At 32.8% G+C, this 18,667-nt stretch carries 19 protein-coding genes, 2 other RNA genes and 1 pseudogene; 6 read left to right on the top strand and 16 right to left on the bottom strand.

All coding sequences use genetic code 11. From position 1 onward, the window contains the following. Window positions 1-30: 30 nt before the first annotated feature. Window positions 31-156 carry a hypothetical protein gene (locus ACFELZ_RS01440; RefSeq protein ID WP_375316340.1) on the bottom strand — a complete coding sequence of 42 codons (126 nt, stop codon included), beginning with the start codon at window positions 154-156 and terminating at the stop codon, window positions 31-33. A 675-nt stretch (window positions 157-831) separates the two neighbouring features. Here ACFELZ_RS01440 and ACFELZ_RS01445 point away from each other — a divergent pair. Together ACFELZ_RS01445 and ACFELZ_RS01450 are read left to right on the top strand one after the other, a co-directional pair. Beyond that, a complete protein-coding gene (locus tag ACFELZ_RS01445; protein WP_375316341.1) occupies window positions 832-2,187 on the top strand; it encodes an ankyrin repeat domain-containing protein in 1,356 nt (451 codons plus the stop codon). Between the two features lie 124 nt (window positions 2,188-2,311). Beyond that, complete coding sequence (locus ACFELZ_RS01450; protein ID WP_375316342.1) at window positions 2,312-3,772, top strand: type II secretion system protein GspD; 1,461 nt, start codon at window positions 2,312-2,314, stop codon at window positions 3,770-3,772. Between the two features lie 7 nt (window positions 3,773-3,779). Here the strand turns inward: ACFELZ_RS01450 and ACFELZ_RS01455 are convergent, their stop codons facing one another. From ACFELZ_RS01455 to ffs, 7 genes are all read right to left on the bottom strand, one after another. Continuing rightward, window positions 3,780-4,721: an outer membrane protein gene (locus ACFELZ_RS01455; RefSeq protein WP_375316343.1), complete on the bottom strand. Its 942-nt coding sequence runs from the start codon at window positions 4,719-4,721 to the stop codon at window positions 3,780-3,782. 66 nt (window positions 4,722-4,787) lie between these two features. Next, a complete protein-coding gene (gene mtaB, locus ACFELZ_RS01460) occupies window positions 4,788-6,023 on the bottom strand; it encodes a tRNA (N(6)-L-threonylcarbamoyladenosine(37)-C(2))-methylthiotransferase MtaB (RefSeq protein ID WP_375316344.1) in 1,236 nt (411 codons plus the stop codon). 209 nt (window positions 6,024-6,232) lie between these two features. Beyond that, on the bottom strand, window positions 6,233-6,460 hold the full coding sequence (locus tag ACFELZ_RS01465) for a transposase (RefSeq protein WP_375316345.1): 228 nt from the start codon (window positions 6,458-6,460) through the stop codon (window positions 6,233-6,235). Window positions 6,461-6,600: 140 nt separating this feature from the next. Further along, the gene (locus ACFELZ_RS01470; RefSeq protein ID WP_375316346.1) at window positions 6,601-7,290 is read right to left on the bottom strand and encodes an acyloxyacyl hydrolase; all 690 of its coding nucleotides are present in this window, start codon (window positions 7,288-7,290) and stop codon (window positions 6,601-6,603) included. 371 nt (window positions 7,291-7,661) lie between these two features. Further along, window positions 7,662-7,976: a YbaB/EbfC family nucleoid-associated protein gene (locus ACFELZ_RS01475; protein ID WP_064125278.1), complete on the bottom strand. Its 315-nt coding sequence runs from the start codon at window positions 7,974-7,976 to the stop codon at window positions 7,662-7,664. 21 nt (window positions 7,977-7,997) lie between these two features. Next, window positions 7,998-9,482, bottom strand: a complete 1,485-nt coding sequence (dnaX, locus tag ACFELZ_RS01480) for a DNA polymerase III subunit gamma/tau (protein WP_375316347.1) — start codon at window positions 9,480-9,482, stop codon at window positions 7,998-8,000. Between the two features lie 15 nt (window positions 9,483-9,497). Further along, window positions 9,498-9,597, bottom strand: an RNA gene (gene ffs, locus ACFELZ_RS01485) — signal recognition particle sRNA small type. 219 nt (window positions 9,598-9,816) lie between these two features. On the opposite strand from ffs, the gene ACFELZ_RS01490 reads away from it, so the two are divergent. After that, on the top strand, window positions 9,817-10,470 hold the full coding sequence (locus tag ACFELZ_RS01490) for a glutathione S-transferase family protein (protein ID WP_064125276.1): 654 nt from the start codon (window positions 9,817-9,819) through the stop codon (window positions 10,468-10,470). A gap of 1 nt (window position 10,471) precedes the next feature. Here ACFELZ_RS01490 and ACFELZ_RS01495 read toward each other — a convergent pair whose 3' ends face one another. Continuing rightward, a complete protein-coding gene (locus ACFELZ_RS01495) occupies window positions 10,472-11,119 on the bottom strand; it encodes an O-methyltransferase (RefSeq protein ID WP_375316348.1) in 648 nt (215 codons plus the stop codon). 258 nt (window positions 11,120-11,377) lie between these two features. Here ACFELZ_RS01495 and ACFELZ_RS01500 point away from each other — a divergent pair, with 258 nt between their 5' ends. Then, window positions 11,378-11,656, top strand: a complete 279-nt coding sequence (locus ACFELZ_RS01500) for a DUF2671 domain-containing protein (protein WP_253309235.1) — start codon at window positions 11,378-11,380, stop codon at window positions 11,654-11,656. Between the two features lie 29 nt (window positions 11,657-11,685). On the opposite strand, the gene ACFELZ_RS01505 is transcribed toward ACFELZ_RS01500, so the two are convergent. From ACFELZ_RS01505 to ssrS, 3 genes are all read right to left on the bottom strand, one after another. After that, on the bottom strand, window positions 11,686-12,381 hold the full coding sequence (locus ACFELZ_RS01505) for a DsbA family protein (protein ID WP_375316349.1): 696 nt from the start codon (window positions 12,379-12,381) through the stop codon (window positions 11,686-11,688). 53 nt (window positions 12,382-12,434) lie between these two features. Further along, entirely contained in the window at window positions 12,435-12,914 is a 480-nt protein-coding gene (locus ACFELZ_RS01510) for a type II toxin-antitoxin system RatA family toxin (RefSeq protein ID WP_341812245.1), read from the bottom strand. A 1-nt stretch (window position 12,915) separates the two neighbouring features. Further along, window positions 12,916-13,077: non-coding RNA, 6S RNA (ssrS, locus tag ACFELZ_RS01515), on the bottom strand. Window positions 13,078-13,193: 116 nt separating this feature from the next. Between ssrS and ACFELZ_RS01520 the strand changes: the two genes are divergently transcribed. Then, window positions 13,194-13,784 carry a phospholipid-binding protein MlaC gene (locus ACFELZ_RS01520; RefSeq protein ID WP_265033057.1) on the top strand — a complete coding sequence of 197 codons (591 nt, stop codon included), beginning with the start codon at window positions 13,194-13,196 and terminating at the stop codon, window positions 13,782-13,784. Continuing rightward, a complete protein-coding gene (locus ACFELZ_RS01525) occupies window positions 13,781-15,124 on the top strand; it encodes a bifunctional folylpolyglutamate synthase/dihydrofolate synthase (protein WP_375316350.1) in 1,344 nt (447 codons plus the stop codon). Before ACFELZ_RS01520 ends, ACFELZ_RS01525 begins: the two co-directional genes overlap by 4 nt. A gap of 71 nt (window positions 15,125-15,195) precedes the next feature. Here the strand turns inward: ACFELZ_RS01525 and ACFELZ_RS01530 are convergent. From ACFELZ_RS01530 to ACFELZ_RS01545, 4 genes and pseudogenes are all read right to left on the bottom strand, one after another. Beyond that, a pseudogene (locus ACFELZ_RS01530) lies at window positions 15,196-15,741 on the bottom strand (IS982 family transposase); the annotation flags it as partial. A gap of 23 nt (window positions 15,742-15,764) precedes the next feature. Next, window positions 15,765-17,093 (bottom strand): IS4 family transposase, encoded by a 1,329-nt coding sequence (locus ACFELZ_RS01535; protein WP_375315862.1) that lies wholly within the window; start codon window positions 17,091-17,093, stop codon window positions 15,765-15,767. 136 nt (window positions 17,094-17,229) lie between these two features. Next, complete coding sequence (dapF, locus tag ACFELZ_RS01540) at window positions 17,230-18,021, bottom strand: diaminopimelate epimerase (protein ID WP_375316351.1); 792 nt, start codon at window positions 18,019-18,021, stop codon at window positions 17,230-17,232. After that, window positions 17,999-18,586, bottom strand: a complete 588-nt coding sequence (locus ACFELZ_RS01545; protein WP_375316616.1) for a nitroreductase family protein — start codon at window positions 18,584-18,586, stop codon at window positions 17,999-18,001. Before ACFELZ_RS01545 ends, dapF begins: the two co-directional genes overlap by 23 nt. Window positions 18,587-18,667 lie beyond the last annotated feature (81 nt).

The raw sequence follows: 18,667 nt of genomic DNA on the forward strand, positions 1-18,667 counted from the left end.
AACTTTATCACTATAAATATAGTTGCCGCCCTACATTTTTGGACTATTTTCATACCAATTTTCGATAGCTTCATCGATGTAACGAAAAATATTTCCCCCTTTTTCAAGGAATTTGTTATATTCGTTTTGGTTACTGACTTTCATTTTCTGTGGCATATTTTTTCTTCAAAGGTTAAATGGCTATTTTATAATGAATTTTGTCAGTAGCCACCAGATTTTTTCAGTCGCTATGCAACAAAGCCCACTGGGATCCAGAAAACTTAACTCTACACCAAGTAAATGTACAATAAGAACTAGATTCCAGACTGGAATGACATCATAGGGGCACTAGGATGACAAAAAAAGGAGCGCTGACCATTTTCGGTCTCTTAAATTGCTTTAGCTACAAACATTAAGAAATTTACCAAGCGGAAAAAAAGGCAAAAGAAGCCCCGTGGTGCGAGTTTTGACTCTATATTACTGTAAGTGGCGCTGTAATAATGTGCTAACGCTTAAAATAAGCGCGATTTGGCTGAATGTAGAAAAAATAAAAAAGACATGCAGCCGCTATAATTTTATGTAATCCGCCAAAAAATACCCTAAGTTTTTTACTGAATTTTGTCATTGAGCCTGCAGGTCAAAAACAAGTTTTGAGTCATAAACACCCTTACTGTCATAATAAGGGGGCTGGCGGAGTTTGTCAAGTGGTTTTTTTGTTTCATCCAACGCGCTGCCAAAAGTTTGTTATGCAAGAATGCATAGTATCCTAGCCATTTCTCACAGATTCATTTAAACTTAATCAAGTAGGAGTATTATTAACGCGAAAAGGGTTCAATTAGAGACTTAAGTGATATGGCGCGTGAGGAAGATATAAACCAATTAGTAGAAAATGGATTTGATATTAACTCAAAAGATGCAAGTGGAATCACTCTCTTGCATAAGTTCACAAAAGAAGGCGATTTAGTTGGAGTAAAGTCATTACTAGAGCACGAAGCTGATTTTAATGTCGTAGACAACGAAAATAGAAACCCTCTGCATTACGCCATTATGCATAGACACAAGAAAGTTGCTAAACTTTTTGTTAACCAGCTGACAATTAATTCCAAGGATAAAAATGGATTCACTCCACTGCACCTTGCTGCACTACAAGATGACACGGAATTAATAGATTTTTTGATAACAAAAGGCGCAAAAATTAATGAAAAAGACGCTAAAGAGGGCTATACTCCTCTTCATATAGCTTCACTATATGGTTCTAAAAAAAGCGTCCAGATTTTAATTGATAGCGGAGCAAATCTTGAATGTGAAGATAACAACTTTTGTACTCCTTTATTTTTGACCATTTATCAATGTACTACACATTATGAAAGTAGAGCAGAGATTATAGAATATCTGATAAAGAAAGGTGCAAACATAGAAGCAAAAGATGCAGAAAATAATACTACGCTTTTTCTAGCAGCATATAACAACAAAATGCAAATAGTAAAGCTTATTGCAAAAAAACAGCAAGCAAGTAACGATAAAATTAAACTTAAAGAGTTTATTTGCACAAAAAACAAACATGGCTTTGATGCACTGGATTGCGCTATTGAGCATAATAATAGGAAGATGGTAACATTTCTTGTTTCAAAGGGAATAGAAGCAGATGACCAAGATTGTAACGGTAACACCAGGTTACATAAAGCTAGCTATAATGGTAATACTAAAGCAGTTAAGTTCTTATTGGAGCTTAAGGTAAACGTTAATGCCGTCACTAGATGCAACAGAACTCCTCTGCTACTTGCAGCTAAAAAAGGCCATGTAGAAATTGTAAGAATGTTGTTAGCAGTAAAAGCCAATATGAATATTTGTGATCAACAAGGTTTTTCACCTCTGCATCTTACTATTCAAAAGGATTATTTTGATATAGCTCAGCTGTTAATAGAAAAAGGAGCAATTAATTGTAGTAATGATTATACTGCAATAGATATGTTTATTGACAAGGCTCATAGAAAAAAAAATATTGAAGAAAATTACAAAAAATTCTGTAGATTTTTGATGCTTTACTTGAAAGAGCTACATAGTAAACACAAAGCCTGTTGTATACTTTCAACCCTAGCTCTAAGCTTAACAATTATAGGTTTACCATTTATTTTCAAGCCTATTATGAAATATAGAGAAAGAAGTAAAATATATAAAAAAATTAGGGATATGCTGATCTACATTTAAATACAAGATAGAGCGTGCAAAAAAAACATATATAGCTATACCGTCGAGGTAAATGAAAATGAAATTAAATACATTTTTAACATTTTTATAGAAAACTATTAGTATAGACTTGTATGCTGCCCTCATGGTTATTTTTAGATGTTTAATACTCCTTTTTATTATTTCTTGTACACATCTACCTACCAAGCAATATCCTATTAACATAGACAATTATAAGCACAATTACTCGTTGCAACAATACAATGCCCCTTTGGAGAATAATGAACCAGCAATACCAGAAATGATACCTTTACCGGTAGAGTTTCCCGATCTTACAACCGGTAATCAGTTTCTTTCTATTAATGTTGATGAAAAAGTACCAGTAAAGGATTTACTGATTGAGATAGGAAAACTTTCTGACGTTAACTTAGACATAGATCCCCAAATATCAGGTAATATTATTTTAAAGCTAAAGGATAAGAATATAAATGAAGTAATTCAGAGTATAGCCAACAGCGCCAAATTGCGTTACTCAATGAATAATGGTGTAATTAGAATTGAACAGGATTTGCCATACGCACAAAATTATTACGTAGACTTCATCAATATTCAACACTCTGCTCAAAGCAATTTTGTCGTTAGTGGCAATGTTACAAGCAGCGATGCTGACAGGAATGTTAGAAAGTCTCAATATAGCAGTGACTTATGGAGTTCATTAGAAAAAGGCTTAAATGCAATAATGGATGTTAATGGAGTGGATGATGGTGAATTTCTTTCATCCAACAGAGAAGCTGGTGTCATTATTCTGAATGCCAGGAAGGATATTCATAAAGCTGTTGAAGAATATATTAATAAAGTTAAGAGACTGGCGTCTTCTCAAGTAATGATAGAGGCCAAAATAGTTGAAGTTGTATTAGACGATAAATACCTTTCTGGTATCAACTTAAATGATTTGCATAATGAAACAAAATCTATAACAAATCAAGATAATTCCATTACTAGCCTGGTAATGAATTCTGATTTAGGAAATTTAGTAAAAACTTTAGACAAGTTTGGCACTTCAAATGTAATTTCAAGCCCTAGAGTACATGCTATAAATAATCAGCAAGCAATGATTTCATTTACTAAAAACCATATCTATTTTACTTCCGATATACAGAAAGATACCGGAAACTCCTATCATGCCTTAATTACCAAGATGAATAGCACTCCAGTAGGTGTGGTGTTAATAATCCACCCAAGCATTAACATTGATACTAACGAAATATTTATGGATATACACCCAACCTTATCAAGAATTAACAATTACACTAAAGACCCAAATATAGAATATGTTGCACAGCAGAATAAAATGAAATTAAATAGTGACATTCCAATTGTTGAAATCAGAGAAATGCACTCTATGTTAAAAATTAAGAGCGGCGAAGTTATGGTAATTGGTGGGCTTATAGAGCACAGAAAAGATAACCAAAACTTATTGCGTCAAAAGTCAAAAAAACTGGCTAACAACTTCAAGACAGTAGAAACCGTCATCTTCTTGAAAGCAACAATCGTACCAACATTTGGTTTGTTAGATAGAAAAGATAAGAATTTATATATATATTAAATCACTACTAAAAATTAAATATCAAACCAACTTCAATATTATGAGTGGATATGTCGTCTGCAATAGGTGTTGGGACATTAAAGTAACGATAGCCGAGAAAGGTTTTAACTTCTGGAATTATTGAATAGTCAACACCAAGCTTTATTTGATAAGCAAACCAAGGAACATTCAGTGGCATTGAATTTTGGGGTGACCCATTAATCTTTTTTAATCTAAAAACTGTTGGTCCTATACCAAGACCAATGTACGGAGCAAATTGCGTATTTTGAATGTTGGGGTTATAATAAAGGTTTAATAAAAATGCAAACACGCTTGCTGATTTATCAAATATCGGAGGAGAATTACTATCTTCAATATTGGCTATAGAATACATGGCTTCAAAATCAACTCGGCCATTTTTCCCAGCATAGTAACCTAAAGACACACTTCCAAGCCACTGAAAATCAATTTCACCCTTAAACTTCAGTATATTCTCAATTTTATCTACTAATCCCGCTTTGACAAGTATTAATCCTAATTTGTATTCCCAAGAAAGATCAGGATCAACTGTATCAATTAAATCAATAAACCATTGCCCTATTTCTTTAATGCCCTTTACAAATGTTTTTGAATTATCATTATATATCTTACCGCCGTTAGCATTAAAATAGAAATCAAGTTTTTTTGATTTTTCTTTTGTAGGCTCAGCTTGATCTGGAATGCGTGGCCACATATTTTTCTGATCATCTGCTTGGAAAACAGAAGGTGGACTACTTTCAAGTTCTTGATATTTTATTGGTATTTCTTTTGCAGTAACCTCCTCAGAACGTATCACACTTTTATTATTGTCTGTTTCTAATTTTAAGGGTTGTACTTGCTCAATGTGTGTATCATTACTAATATAAGTAATAAAAAAATAGACACATGAAATGAAAATCAAAAATAAAGTAACAGATACTCTAGTTATCATAAATGAATTCACAATTATCATTTACAGTATAATTACTATATCGTATATTTCTTCAATGTACAAAAATTAAGAAAAAATATTTCCAATTAGATAATTATTTTCCACTCCTTTAACATTAACTTTCACAATACTCTTGGCTTGAGCTTTTGATTCAAGCTTTACTAATGCAAAATTTTCTGTTCTACCGACATTATTTTGCTCAACCAGAACACTTTGTTCAGTGCCTATCAAAGATTGATAAAAGCTACTCATCATTTCTCTATTCATTTCTCTTAAATTTTTTACTCGTTCTTTACGCACATTCTCTGGTACTTGCGGCATCCGTGCAGCAGGTGTATTTTTCCGCTCTGAATATGGAAAAGCATGTAGGTAAACTATATTTGTTTCCTTCAGAAGATCAACTGTATCCTGAAACATTTCGTCAGTTTCTGTTGGAAATCCAGCAATAATATCAGCACCAAATGCTATATTAGGCCTCAAGTTCTTCATTTTATGACAAAATTCTATCACTTGTTCTCTGTTGTGACGACGTTTCATTCTCTTTAGTATCAAATTATTGCCAGATTGTAGACTCAAGTGTAAATGAGGCATAAGTTTTGACTCATTAGCTATTAAATCCATTAATTCGTCGTCAACTTCAGCAACATCGATAGAGGAAAGTCTTAGCCTCTTCAACTCTGGTATATCTTTTAAAACTCTCCTAATCATTGAACCAAGTGATGGCTTAGCAAACAAATCTGTACCAAAGTCAGTAATATCAACACCTGTAAACACTACTTCTTGATATCCATTTTCTACAAAGATCCTAATTTGCTCTATAATACTGTTTATTGGCACAGATTGATTATTCCCTCTTGCCTCAGTGATTGAGCAAAATGTGCAGCTATGATTACAACCATTTTGAATTTCAATAAATGCCCTTGATTTATCTTCAAATCCATTAATTAGAACAGGTTCTGATTTGTTTACTTGGTTATCACTGACTAAGATTTTATCGTCATTTAGTAAGTAATTTTCAGCTTTTAGCTTATCTTGATTACCGAGCACTTTACTTACACCAGGAATGCTACTGTAAACTTCTGGATCCAACTGAACAGCACAACCAACTACGATAATTTCTTTACTTGGGTCGTTTTTATAGATCCTACGTATTTTTTGCTTTACCTGACGTTCTGCTTCGTTTGTCACTGCACAGCTATGTACCACAACAACATTTTTTCTTTCTGCTTTTTTTAATGCTTCTTTGATTAACTCACTCTCGTAAAAATTTAGACGACAACCAAATGTTATCACTTCATTCATGCTAGTATTTTTTAGACCTTACAATTTAAATTATATCACACATCCAAGCAAAGTCATTAAGCCTCTTGCATGACCATTGTTTGGTAGATAAATGCTATGCAAGCAGCAGACACTGGGATGGCTTTGTTGCATAGCAACGTAAGTTTTTTCCAGAGTAAATAATTTTATGCGACTATTTCAAATTTAGGCACACCAATGCGTTGCAAATATCATTTTATAAACCCGACTGTTTGTCTTAAGCCAATTCTAAAAAGATTAACGATTATATGCACCAAAATCACAACTTTATCACTATAAATATAGTTGCTACCCTGCATTTTTGGCCCAATTTCATACCAATTTTCTATGGCTTCGTTGATATAATGAAAAATATTTCCTCTTTTTTCTAGAAATTTGTTATACCCTCTATGGTTACTGACTCTCATTTTTTGTGGCATACTTATCCTTAAATCGTCACTTTATAATGAATTTAGTCAGTAATCACTAGTTTTTCTGCTGCTATGCAACAAAGCCACCCCAGTGTCATGCTACTTGAATGACAAGAAAAAACCCACTGGGATAACAAGACTGAGATAGACTAGAAATTAAACGCTACTCCAGCTTCTGCACCAACAGTGCTGTAAAGAACTGTATGTCCTCCTTTGTCTTTCTCACCAGTGCTTGTATCGAAATTAGCACCATAAGAACCAAAATAACGAGCTCCAGCATAAAGTTTGACTTCTGGAGTTACATCATAACTAACACCAGCTTTTACTTGACCAGCAAAACCAAATTTACTGTTTTGACCATTCACAGCGGTTTTCAAAGGAGTGCTAAGATACGCTGCACCAACACCAGCACCAATGTATGGAGTGATAGGCATATCTTCAGTTGCTATATCGTAATAAACATTAACTAGCCCTGAAATTGCTGTTAAACTGTCTGCAATAGTATCTGCTGGCGTAAATTGTGCACCTGTAACATCATTTTTGTTTAGGTATGAATAAACTCCTTCAACATCAACCCTGATGTCGTCCATTTTGTAACCAAATGCACCACCACCAGCTATAAAAGACGCTTTTAATGGAATGTAATCACTATTGTCTTTCTTATAGGTAATACCTCCAATGTCTGTGAAAAGAGGTAAAATTTCACCGTTGTATTGCAAACGAACGTAGTAGCTAGTTTCTTCATCACTTATTGGACCAACAGGATCTGAAAAAGCAGAGTTTGATAAACTTAGCAACGTTGCTAAAGCAGCTGCTGAAAAAAACTTTTTATAATGCATAATTGTCCTCGTAAAAAAATTAAAATTCCACCTTAGCAGTCTAAGTAACAACTAAAGTTAAGTCAAGTGCTAACTTAATAACACAAAATATTCTACATTTTAACTAATTTTTGGGAAAAGACAAAGATTTTATTAATGAATAAATAGAGTTACACGACTTTTTTACTCTTGATTTTTTGGTATAGCTAACACAGGTAAGATTTACTATCGAAAGATCTCGTCATTCCGCTACGTGTTAGCGGGATCTATCCGCGACGATATGACGTAGGGTTGTGCTAGCTATAGGTGCATTATATAAAGGAGTACTAGTATTAGAAATATTAGAAAAAAAATACTTAGCTATTACACTAAAAGAAACTTCAGTAGTAAATTCAAAAAGGAAGTTTGAACCCAGGTGGTAAACCCATCATACCTGCAAGATCAGAAGTTGCATTTGCCATATCTTCTTCTGCTTTTTTAACGGCATCATTAAACGCTGCTGTTACTAAATCCTCTACTATATCTTTTTCCTCATTTCTCATAAGTTCTAAGTCTATGTTCACCTTTTTAGCTTTATAGCTACCTATTTTTATGACTTCCACTAATACAGAAACTTTGCCACCACCAGAAATACCTTGAAACTCTTTCCCAACATATTTTTCTTGAGCTTCTGCAAGCTTTTTTTGCATCTCTTGCGCTTGTTTCATTATTTGACTAAAATCCACAACTTACTCCTTATTTTCTATATTAACTACTTTTGCACCTTTAAATGTATCAAGTATATCCTTAACTGCAGGTGCATAATTTAAATTACTCACTTCCCTATTTATATAACCCGTATCAACTGTAATAACCCACTCCTGCTGAGTCACCTGGTTTAAGTAATTTTTTAAATCATTGCAAAAATTACTATCCAACTTAGATACAGCTTTTAATTTTAAATATCCAGGTTTACAATCTATTAATTGTAGATTATTACACAGTTGTTTGTAAAGATAAATTTGGTTACTCCGCCTTAATAGTTGCAAAACTTTGTCAAAATCATAATTTTGTTGCTGTTCATTTCCTATACTATGCGTATTTCCCTGCTGTGCACTCTGCGAAAGAATTTTTTTGACCACTTGTTCCGGAGAAGGCAGATCAGAAAGATAACAGAGGCTAATTAACATCATTTCAGCAGCAACATCGTTGCATGTTGAAGTTTTTATATCTTGAATACCTTTAAGCAACACCTTCCACAATCTCGAAAAAAATATTAAAGACTTCTTTATACTTAAATCTTTTATCCTATTCTTTTCATACTCTGTAACTGCATTATCAATTTCTTTTGTAATCAAAAAACGGCATACTAACTGAATTGTTTGCAATAGACCTTCAAAAATACTAAGTGGGTTTGCTGTTTTTATCGCCTTGTCAAACACTGATAGAGCTTTCTGTAAATCATCTTCTAATATTGCTCCTAATAGATCGAATATAATATCTTTATCCACTAGGCCAAGTATGTCTATCACATTTTTAGTGGATATTGCACCATCTTTGCTATATAGCACTGCTTGATTCATCAAAAACAAGGCGTTACGCATTGAATTTCCAGAATGTCGTGCAATTAACTCTAATGCTCCCTTTTCAATGGAATAACTCTCTTTTTGTGCAACATCATTTAAACGTTCTACTATTTTAGCTACAGGAATGTTGTGTAAATCAAATCTTTGACAACGTGCAATAATAGTTATTGGTATCTTTTTTATTTCTGTAGTTGCTAAAATGAATTTTACACTAGATGGTGGCTCTTCTAGGGTTTTAAGTAATGCGTTAAATGCACTGCTGGATAACATGTGTACTTCATCTATAATGTAGACTTTGAATTTAGAGCTTATAGGTGAATAGCAAATATCTCCCAGGATTACTTTAACATCGTCAATGCTAGTGTGACTTGCTGCATCGATTTCAATTACATCTGGATGGCTTGAATTTTTTATTGCTAGACAATTTTCACATGATCCGCAAGGTTCAAAAATTGGCCCCAGGGAACAATTCAAACATAAAGCTATTATCCTTGCAGTGGTGGTTTTACCAACTCCACTACTACCAGAGAGCAGTATAGATTGTGGGATTTTGTTTAAAATAAAAGCATTTTCTAATACACGCACTAATATATCTTGACCTACTAGATCTTTGAAGCTACTAGGACGATGTTTTAATGCTATATTCATAGCCTCGGATAAAACAAATAATGAAATAGGTATGCAACCCAAAAAGGTTCTGATATGGCTGCTTCATTTCTGATCTGACCAAATTACAGAGTTTTTGCCTGCATACCTTACAAAATATTATACTTTTTTTTTTATTTAGCAAGGTATATCCTATATTAACCTTAATAATTTATATGTTAGATCTCTTGCAACATTACTTTGGAGTAAACAACTGTTACCTAAAATACTCTTCTCTTGTCATTACAACTTGGATCCAGAGAAAAAAGATGTGGATTTCAGTGTCACACACTGGAATAACAACCTATAGGTACTGGGATAACAAAAGAGGAATATTATGATTTTATATCATTTTCCTCTTTGTCCATTTTCACGAAAAGTTAGAACTTTTCTAAAAGAAAAAAAATTAGGCTGCGATCTAGTGTATGAAAATCCGTGGGAAAAACGGAATGAATTTATGGAGATCAATCCAACTGGGCAAGTACCAGTATTAATAGATAATAACTTTGTAATAGCGGATAGTAATGCCATTTGTGAATATATAGAAGAGACTTACAATAGCGACGTCAAATTACTTGGTTCATCCACTATTATTAAGTCTAAAATACGCGCTCTAATCAATTGGTTCGACAACAAATTTTACAATGAAGTTACTAAGTATATTATGAATGAAAAAGTAATTACCAACCGCAGCCCTGACTCTAGATTTCTTCATGCAGCTCAGCATAACCTGCCTTGCCATATGGAATACATCGAACACTTAATTAACAAGAACGTTTGGCTTGCAACTGATAAGTTTACTTTAGCTGATATTGCTTTAGCATCGCATATTTCCGTAATGGATTATGTAAGTAGTTTTCCATGGGAAAAAAGTAAAATTTTAAAAGAATGGTACTCCATTGTTAAATCAAAGCCTTGTTTTCGTGAGATATTATTAGAGAGAGTTTCCGGTTTAACCCCTCCTAAACATTACGCTGACCTTGATTTTTAACTTATGTTAGCTTTAAAGCTACAGTCATTCCTTCATCAGTTGGAATCAATATAGAAAAATATTTCTTTTCATCTGATAATCTATTATTAAACTCCCTCATAGCATGCCATGATTTTTCTGATACTTCTTTTGGAGGCGATTCTAAAAATACTGTATTAAACAATAGAGTGTTATCTGCAACGATTAGCCCATCTTGTTTAATGTATGACTCTGCCCAATCTAAATACTTAGGATAACTACTTTTGTCAGCATCGATGAATATCATGTCAAATGGTGCCTTTGCTGATAATTCATTAATTTTTTCCAGTGCATCGCCTTCTATTAGAGTAATTTTATCACTTAGATTAAAAGCACTAAAATTTTTTTTTGCTATTCTTGAGTGTTGAGGATTATTTTCTATTGTATATATATGACCGTCTTCTAGTAGAGCTTTTGCCATGCAAATCGACGAATAACCGTATAATGTGCCAACCTCAACAATACTTTTGATTTTATGGATTTTTATAAATAAACTTAATAGCTTTCCTTCTTCAGGGCCAATATGAATATGTTGCTTTTTTTCAAGAATACAATATTCTTCTATTTTTTTATATTCTTTTGCAAATAGATTTCTTATATATGACAATTTTATACTAGAATTATTACGCATTACGTTTTATATTATAAATTAGGGAGGCTTAATTCATACACAATTTATAAACATAATAATATAGTTTAAAATAATAAAAACATTTATTTTAAGTTATTATTTCATAGTATAAAATTTTAAGTGACAAAAATTATTATATATCGTACCATGGTTAACTAGCATAATAAGCAATCGATTATTATACTAGAATTAAAGGGATTGTTTATGCGCATTTCTCTTTTTAAAATATAATTTTTATAATCAATTAGAGGGGGTTATATGTCTTATACTATTGCTAGTGAAGTTGAAACGCTAAACAAAAAATCTAACAAGAATGAAGGGGTTATGTTACTACATAATCCAGCTTATCGTGAAAAGTATAAAGAACGTTTTAATGAAGCTCAGAGAAAAGTTATGGATATGGTTCAGTTTTATGATGGGACAATAGTATTAATAGAGAATAAAATCGCTATGTATTACTACACTTGGCACAGTAAAAAAAGAGAGTTTGAGCGTAAAAAACAACAAACAGTAGTGAAAAACAATGACTCAGCATAGAGTCTTTTATATGGTAAGCTACAGTGGTATTACTTCACTATAGCTTTTCCATATAATTTATCTATCACATCAGTGAGATATTTCAGCTCTTTATACCCTTCATGTTTAACTTTATTATGCTCTATATATGACTTACCATCGTTAAGCTTGATAAAAAATATTGGAGTGGCTGTGATACCAAGTTTATTGATTGCCAGTGATTTATCATTTACGATTTTATCCATAATTTTCTTATCATTAATGCATTGGTTAAATGCATCTTGCTTTAAGTTGCTTAGTGCAGCAATTCTTTGTAGTAAAGTCAAATCACTTAAATTGTAGTAATTCCACAAATCTATTGAGTTAAAAACAGCTTTGTTAAAATTAAAGTAGTCTTCTTGTTTTTCGTAGCAATGACTTAGCATTGCAGCCTTTAGCCCTCTGTAATCCAAAGGAAAATGACGAAATATATATAACATCTTACCTGTGTCTATATATTTCTCTTTAATTTTAGGAAAAACATTCTTATGAAAAAGAGAGCAGTGATAGCAAGTTAATGAAGCATATTCTATCATTAGAATTGGTGCTTTTGGATCTCCTAATAATTTATCATCAGGTAATAGTGATAGTAACTCCTTTGATGTTATTTCATTAGTTTCTTTTTGAATATGTTGGTTACTGGATTTAACAACTGCATAAGAATTAACACTCATAAGAATTAGTAAAAACAATAGTCTGAAAATCATTACAATACAAACACTTAACTTACTAAAAAAATTACATATTTATATTAATAATGTCAAGATAACTTTTGTTTAGCAAGGCTTTCAGCCCTATCTTTAAATGCAGCAATTATTTTACTCTGTGTATATTTATATACTGAGTTTAATAAAGTGGAAAATGAGTTGGACTTAAACTTAAACTCTATATAAAACTTTACCATAGTTTTATTTTCATCTATGGGAATGAATTGCCATTCATTGTATAGATGTTTAAATATTCCATTTGATGATACAGCTTTTATCCAACCTTCATTTGTTCCACTTGGAGAAAGAAAGGTTACTTCTGATGTGTACTTTCCTTTAATTCCATGAAAAGCTGCGAGAAGATCCACAACCATTTGGTTGTCAATTTTTTCTTTTATATAAACGGCTTTGCACCAAGGAACAAAATCAGGATACCTTTCAACATCAATTACAATTTGGAATACTTCATTAGGCGAACATAGGAAGGTACCTTGTTCTCTGCATTGATGAAGCATAAATGTTAAACCAATCAAAAAAGGATCCGTATCTACCGTCAGCCTTAGTAGATTCCTGAGACCTGAAGTTAAGGTGGGCATCGCATATTAGTTTCAACGAAACCAGCAGAGGCAATTCCCCTCTCTAGAAATTATCGCTCGGGAAATTTAACTTAACTCATAACGCATAGCACAGACCCCTACTTGAATTATAGATGATTTACACAGGGCATGTCTATAGGTATATTAAAGTCAGCGATTATTATTTAATCTTTATTAAATTTGCATTCTAAGTATCATAGTTAATAAATATATCTTATGAATATTACTAAAGTTTTAATCATTGTTGTTTTTATTGTAATTTCTTCAAGTGCTTATACTAATTGTACAGATCACAAAATTTTTGTGCATACTATGAAGCAACAAGTGGATGGTATATCTACAAAAGGAAATAGAAAAAACCTAGGGCATGTACACGAAAAGCTTCAGGAGGTCATTCAGAATAATGTTAACCTCAAAGGAATATCGCAATTCGTTATAGGAAAACATTGGGCTTTAGTTAAACAAAAAGAAAAAGAAGATTTTTTAAGAGAGTATGAAGTGTATCTTACGCGTTTGTGCGTTAAAATTTTATATAAATACATGCATGATAGTGAAATGATCATAATGAGTACAAAAGCAGTTGACGATGAAACTTGCTTAATTGGTACAAGATTTTCTTACGGTGATGAAGAATTTACAAATATTGATTTTAAAGTTACTAAAAATAACAGTTCTTTCTTGATAAGTGATGTTGTAATGAGTGGAATAAGTATTGCTATTAATCAACGTTCTCAATTTAGTGAAAAAATCGACACGCATGGCATAGCAAGCGTTATAGCTGAATTAAAATGCAATAACAATCCATGATATATATGCCTCATTGGCCTAAACCGCTTGGTAGTAGACCAAAGGATTTTTCTCTTGATCGCATAAAAAGCTTTCTAAATAAATTGGACAATCCTGAGAAAAAAATGCCTCCCGTAATTCATATAGCTGGTACTAACGGGAAAGGCTCAACACTAGCATTTATAAGATATATAATGCAAGCAGCAGGGTATAAGGTCCATACATACACTTCTCCACATTTGGTGAATTTTAATGAAAGAATAGTTATTGCAGGCAGTTATATCGACGATAATGAATTATATAGCTTATTAGAAGAATGCCGTGCCGTAATTGCAGAACAACCTATCACTCTGTTTGAAGCTGCAACTATTGCAGCTTTTTTAGCTTTTTCTCGTCATAAAGCCGATATAACTTTAGTTGAAGTAGGTATGGGTGGAAGACTTGATGCAACAAATGTTATAGATAGTCCGATTTTAACAATCATTACTTCCTTTGCCCTTGATCATACAGAATATCTTGGCCCTACTATAGAAATTATAGCAGGTGAAAAGGCTGGAATAATGAAACCTAATGTTCCTTGCGTAATAGCACCACAAGAAAAATCTATAATGAACACGCTAGAACACCACGCAATAAATAAGAAATCTCCTCTGTATAGAGGAGGCCTTGAATGGAATTGCAAAAAACGACTATCTGTCATCCAAACTGGGATCCAGAAACAAAAAAATGAGAGGTCACGTGCTGGAGCTCAAATGATTTTTCAATCAGCTATTCAATCAATAGAATTTTCTTTGCCATCTTTAAAGGGTGATCATCAGGTGATTAATGCAGGCAATGCTATTGCAGCATGTAGTATTTTAAGTGGAAAATATGGATTTGATATTGGAGAAGAGGATATCACTTCAGGTTTACAGCGTACCTACTGGCCTGCACGACTAGAGCTCATAAAAGAGGGTAATTTAATTTCCCTACTACCGAAAGATTGGCAATTATTTTTAGATGGTGCACACAATAATGACGGTGCTAGAGTGCTATCTCAGTGGGTAAAAGATAATTTTGCTGAAGGTATCTATATAATTTTTGGTGTTACTCGTAACAGAAATGTGGAAGAGTTCTTAGAGCACTTAAAGCCATATATCAAGCTACTATGTGCGGTTTGTGTTAAGTCTGAACCTAAAGCAACAAATACAAATTTGATTAGGGAAAAAGCCAATAACATAGGAATAAAAACAGTTGAATGTGAATCAATTGGCGATGCAATATCAAATCACATATTAAAAGCCTCTATCCAAAACATCAAAACCATACTAATCTGTGGCTCATTGTTCCTAGCTAGAGACTTCGCTATGGAGAATAGCTAACTTTGATGATATGTGAGCATTAACTGACCGATGGGGAAATAACTTTGATTATTTATAACGCGAATTCTGGATTAAGGAAGGAAGAAAGTATAGGAAATAGAAGGCTTTGTGGATTTGATGGAATAGGAAATGAGAGTAGAAAAGATATGAACCAAAAAATTAACAGGGGATCTATGGCGAGTGTGTTCAATTTCTAGTCTATTTTTTAGGTAACCAAAAACAGTCTCAATGATAGACCTTTTTCTCAGTAAAATCTTCTCATTTAGCGAAATCAATGTATTTTTCATACCTTTTTTCACCTTGGTAACAAGTTTCAAACCTCGGTCAAACAGCTTCTGAAAAAGCTCTTTTGCAATATAACCTTTGTCACCAAACAAAAGACCGATTAATTTTTCCGTCAGATTTGGCACAGGTATCCTATCATCAACATTGCCTTTTGTTAGCGTAAGTGCATGAATTTCAACATTTTCATTGATTACCATATGTAATTTGAAACCAAAAAACCAGCCGTAAGTGCTCTTGCTTAATTTTGCAATTCCAGCAAAAACTTTGTTTTTGGATATTCTTTTTGCATGACAAACTGCAATGGGAGTTGTGTCTATATATGAAATTCCAGTGTTTTCTGACCATACGCGTCAAGTTAAGGAAAAATGAGCAAATTTAGTGCACTCAAAGTTGATATTCTTGTTTTTCTATATTTGTCTTTTAAGGAGAATTTTGACCAGGTTGAGATGAGTTTTTTGAGGAAAATTTGTACTTTACTGACTACACAATTTAATGTTAAGAATAGCTCTCTAACTCGCCTTTTAAGCTCAATAAATGCCTTTGTTAAACTAAGTTCTGTGCCCTTTTTTAGTTCTGTACAACCAACTATTCCATGAAATATAAGAATTGCACACAATTTAGCATATAATTCACATAATACCCTATATGGTTTTCCTTTTAGTTTATCAAGTCCTATATGGCTCTTATATAATTTAAATAATAATTCAATTTGCCATCTTACTCGGTAAATTGTTAATACTTGTTCAGCACTAATTTTACTTTTTGGAACATTAGTTATAAATATTGACCAATTCAATAACTTTTGATTCCTTTTGGAAGATGTATATCCATGTGATTTTGCTAATCTATTAGCCTTCCTTCTCCTGGCTATAGACTGTTCTTCAGTTAGCTTTTGACATATAATTCTTACTCTAATCTTTGCTTCTTTTCCCAATAATACCTCAGTTTCTAAAAATAGCTTACCCTCTAAACATTCCAGTAACTCCATTTTTTGATTTGTTTCTATATCATATATATTGGTATCAGATTTATAACGACTAATAAAATAAGCTCCTATTTCCTTAATCTGTTTAAAAGAACTTGGCACAAAATAACCAAGATCAGATATTAGCAAATCGTTACTTGATATATTACTCAAATGTTTCCTATACCCTTGATCTGACCTTATTCCCTCCGTTATATTTAATTGATCAAATGTCTGATTTAAGTAGTCGAAAACTAATTGCAACTTTATCCCGGACTTGGTATTACTTTCATAGCCGCTGTAGCTGGTACCATATCCTTTATACATATTCTCCATACTGTTAGGCAGGCTAATATAGCTACTATCCAATAACTTAACGCTTTTAAATTGCTGCAAGATTCTACAATCAATTTGCAGGGTATTTTTAAATAAAGCCATAGATTCATTATACATCCTTTTCATAAATTCCACTGCCTCTTCAGTAAACCTCAAATCTAGACTCTGTTTTGTTATTATTACAGATGCTTCGTTTAATAATTGGCACATTGTATCTATGCTGCAGTTTGCAACTCCTATATTACCCAAAATTATAGCTTTTATGAATGATGAACCACTCAATTTTCTCTTCCTTTTTATAAATCCTGTTTCAATTGATACTTCATTTGCTCTTTCATTGAAAAATTTGTTTAGGTAATTTGATAAGCAAGTTATTTTATTCATCATTAGTTCTCTCACTAAAATATATCCGAGAGAACTTATATCTTCTTATCCTATCTTCTTCATACCTTTATTTTCTTAACTTGACGCGTATGGCTGGCAGAGGGTGTCAAGTAGTTTTGCATTGTGAAAACAATTATCACAAAAATCCTATATCACCGGTCATGAATACGTTATTTGCCCATTCGATTAATAACTTACCTCCTGGTAAATCTACTGAAGTCTGTTGGGCAGTCAGATATCCACGTAGTGTGGATGCAACAAGTGCTGCACAGGCTGCACTACCGCATGATGCAGTAATGCCTGTACCTCTTTCCCAAACTCTTAAAGCTATTTCTCCAGACTTTTCAACTTGTGCAATACTAATATTAATTTTCTGAGGAAATAGTACGTGATTTTCTAGCTTTGGTCCTAAATTTCGCAATGGTATTTCACTTATGTTATCAACAAAAAAAACTATATGAGGGTTACCAATATTTACTGCAACAGGATCTTTTAGCATTTCAAGCTCTATAGGTAAGTGAAGAGTGTCACAATCAGTAGACAAGGGAATTTCATGCCATTTTAGCAAAGGTTTACCCATGTTAACCTTTATGGATTTATCACCAACTTTAAAACACTCTAAAATGCGTTTGTTTACCAGCTCAATAGTGATATACTCAGTACCTTTTTCCGACATTATCAAATATCCAACACAGCGTGCTGCGTTTCCGCACATTTCAGCTCGACTACCATCAGCATTATAGATATGTATAAAGCAGTCTGCAGCATTAGACATTGTTATAATTATCACTTGATCACAACTGCTTTGATCAGCAATTTGTCTATAGTTCCAGTCTAAATTGTTTGTTGAACGTGAGTCTATGATAACAAAATTATTGCCAGTACCGTGCATCTTGATAAAATTTTTAGGACCTTGACCACTCGTCATAAAAAAATATTTCTTCTATTGGTCTTCTTTTTTTCTTACTTGTTTCAGCGCCCTCTTCTTCGTAACCAACCGCTATCACTGACATTACATTAAAATCATCGGATATGTTGAATCTTTCTACTATTTTATCTCTATCAAATCCACCCATTTGATGAGCCATTAAGTTCACAGATGCAGCCTGTAGCATAAGTGCATAATTTGCTGCACCAGTATCATGACTAGCCCAAAGATTTTCTCCTTTACCTCGTTTACGGAAGTTTTTAGCACTTAAAGATATGATTAACACTTGTGCATCTTTTGCCCATTTTTGATTAGATTCATCAAGACAATTTAGCAGCTTTTCCCATGCGCTTTGATTGTTCTGTTTGTTGCATATCACATATCTCCAAGGTTCATCACCAAAACATGAGGGAGTCAGCCTTACAGCTTCCATTAAAATATCCATGTCTTCCTGAGATATTGCTCTTGTAGTATCGTATGAACGTCCGCTGTGTCTTGCTTTCATCAACGATAATAGATCTTGTTTACTCATCATTTTTAATTTAATAGTGCATAAATAATTCATTGTAGCACAATATAAGCAAAATTTAAATTGCAAAACCTCTTATACACATATATTACATTTAATAAGTTATTTTTATTGGGA

It is taken from the genome of Wolbachia endosymbiont (group A) of Colletes cunicularius (assembly GCF_964264715.1).
Classification (GTDB): Bacteria; Pseudomonadota; Alphaproteobacteria; order Rickettsiales; family Anaplasmataceae; genus Wolbachia.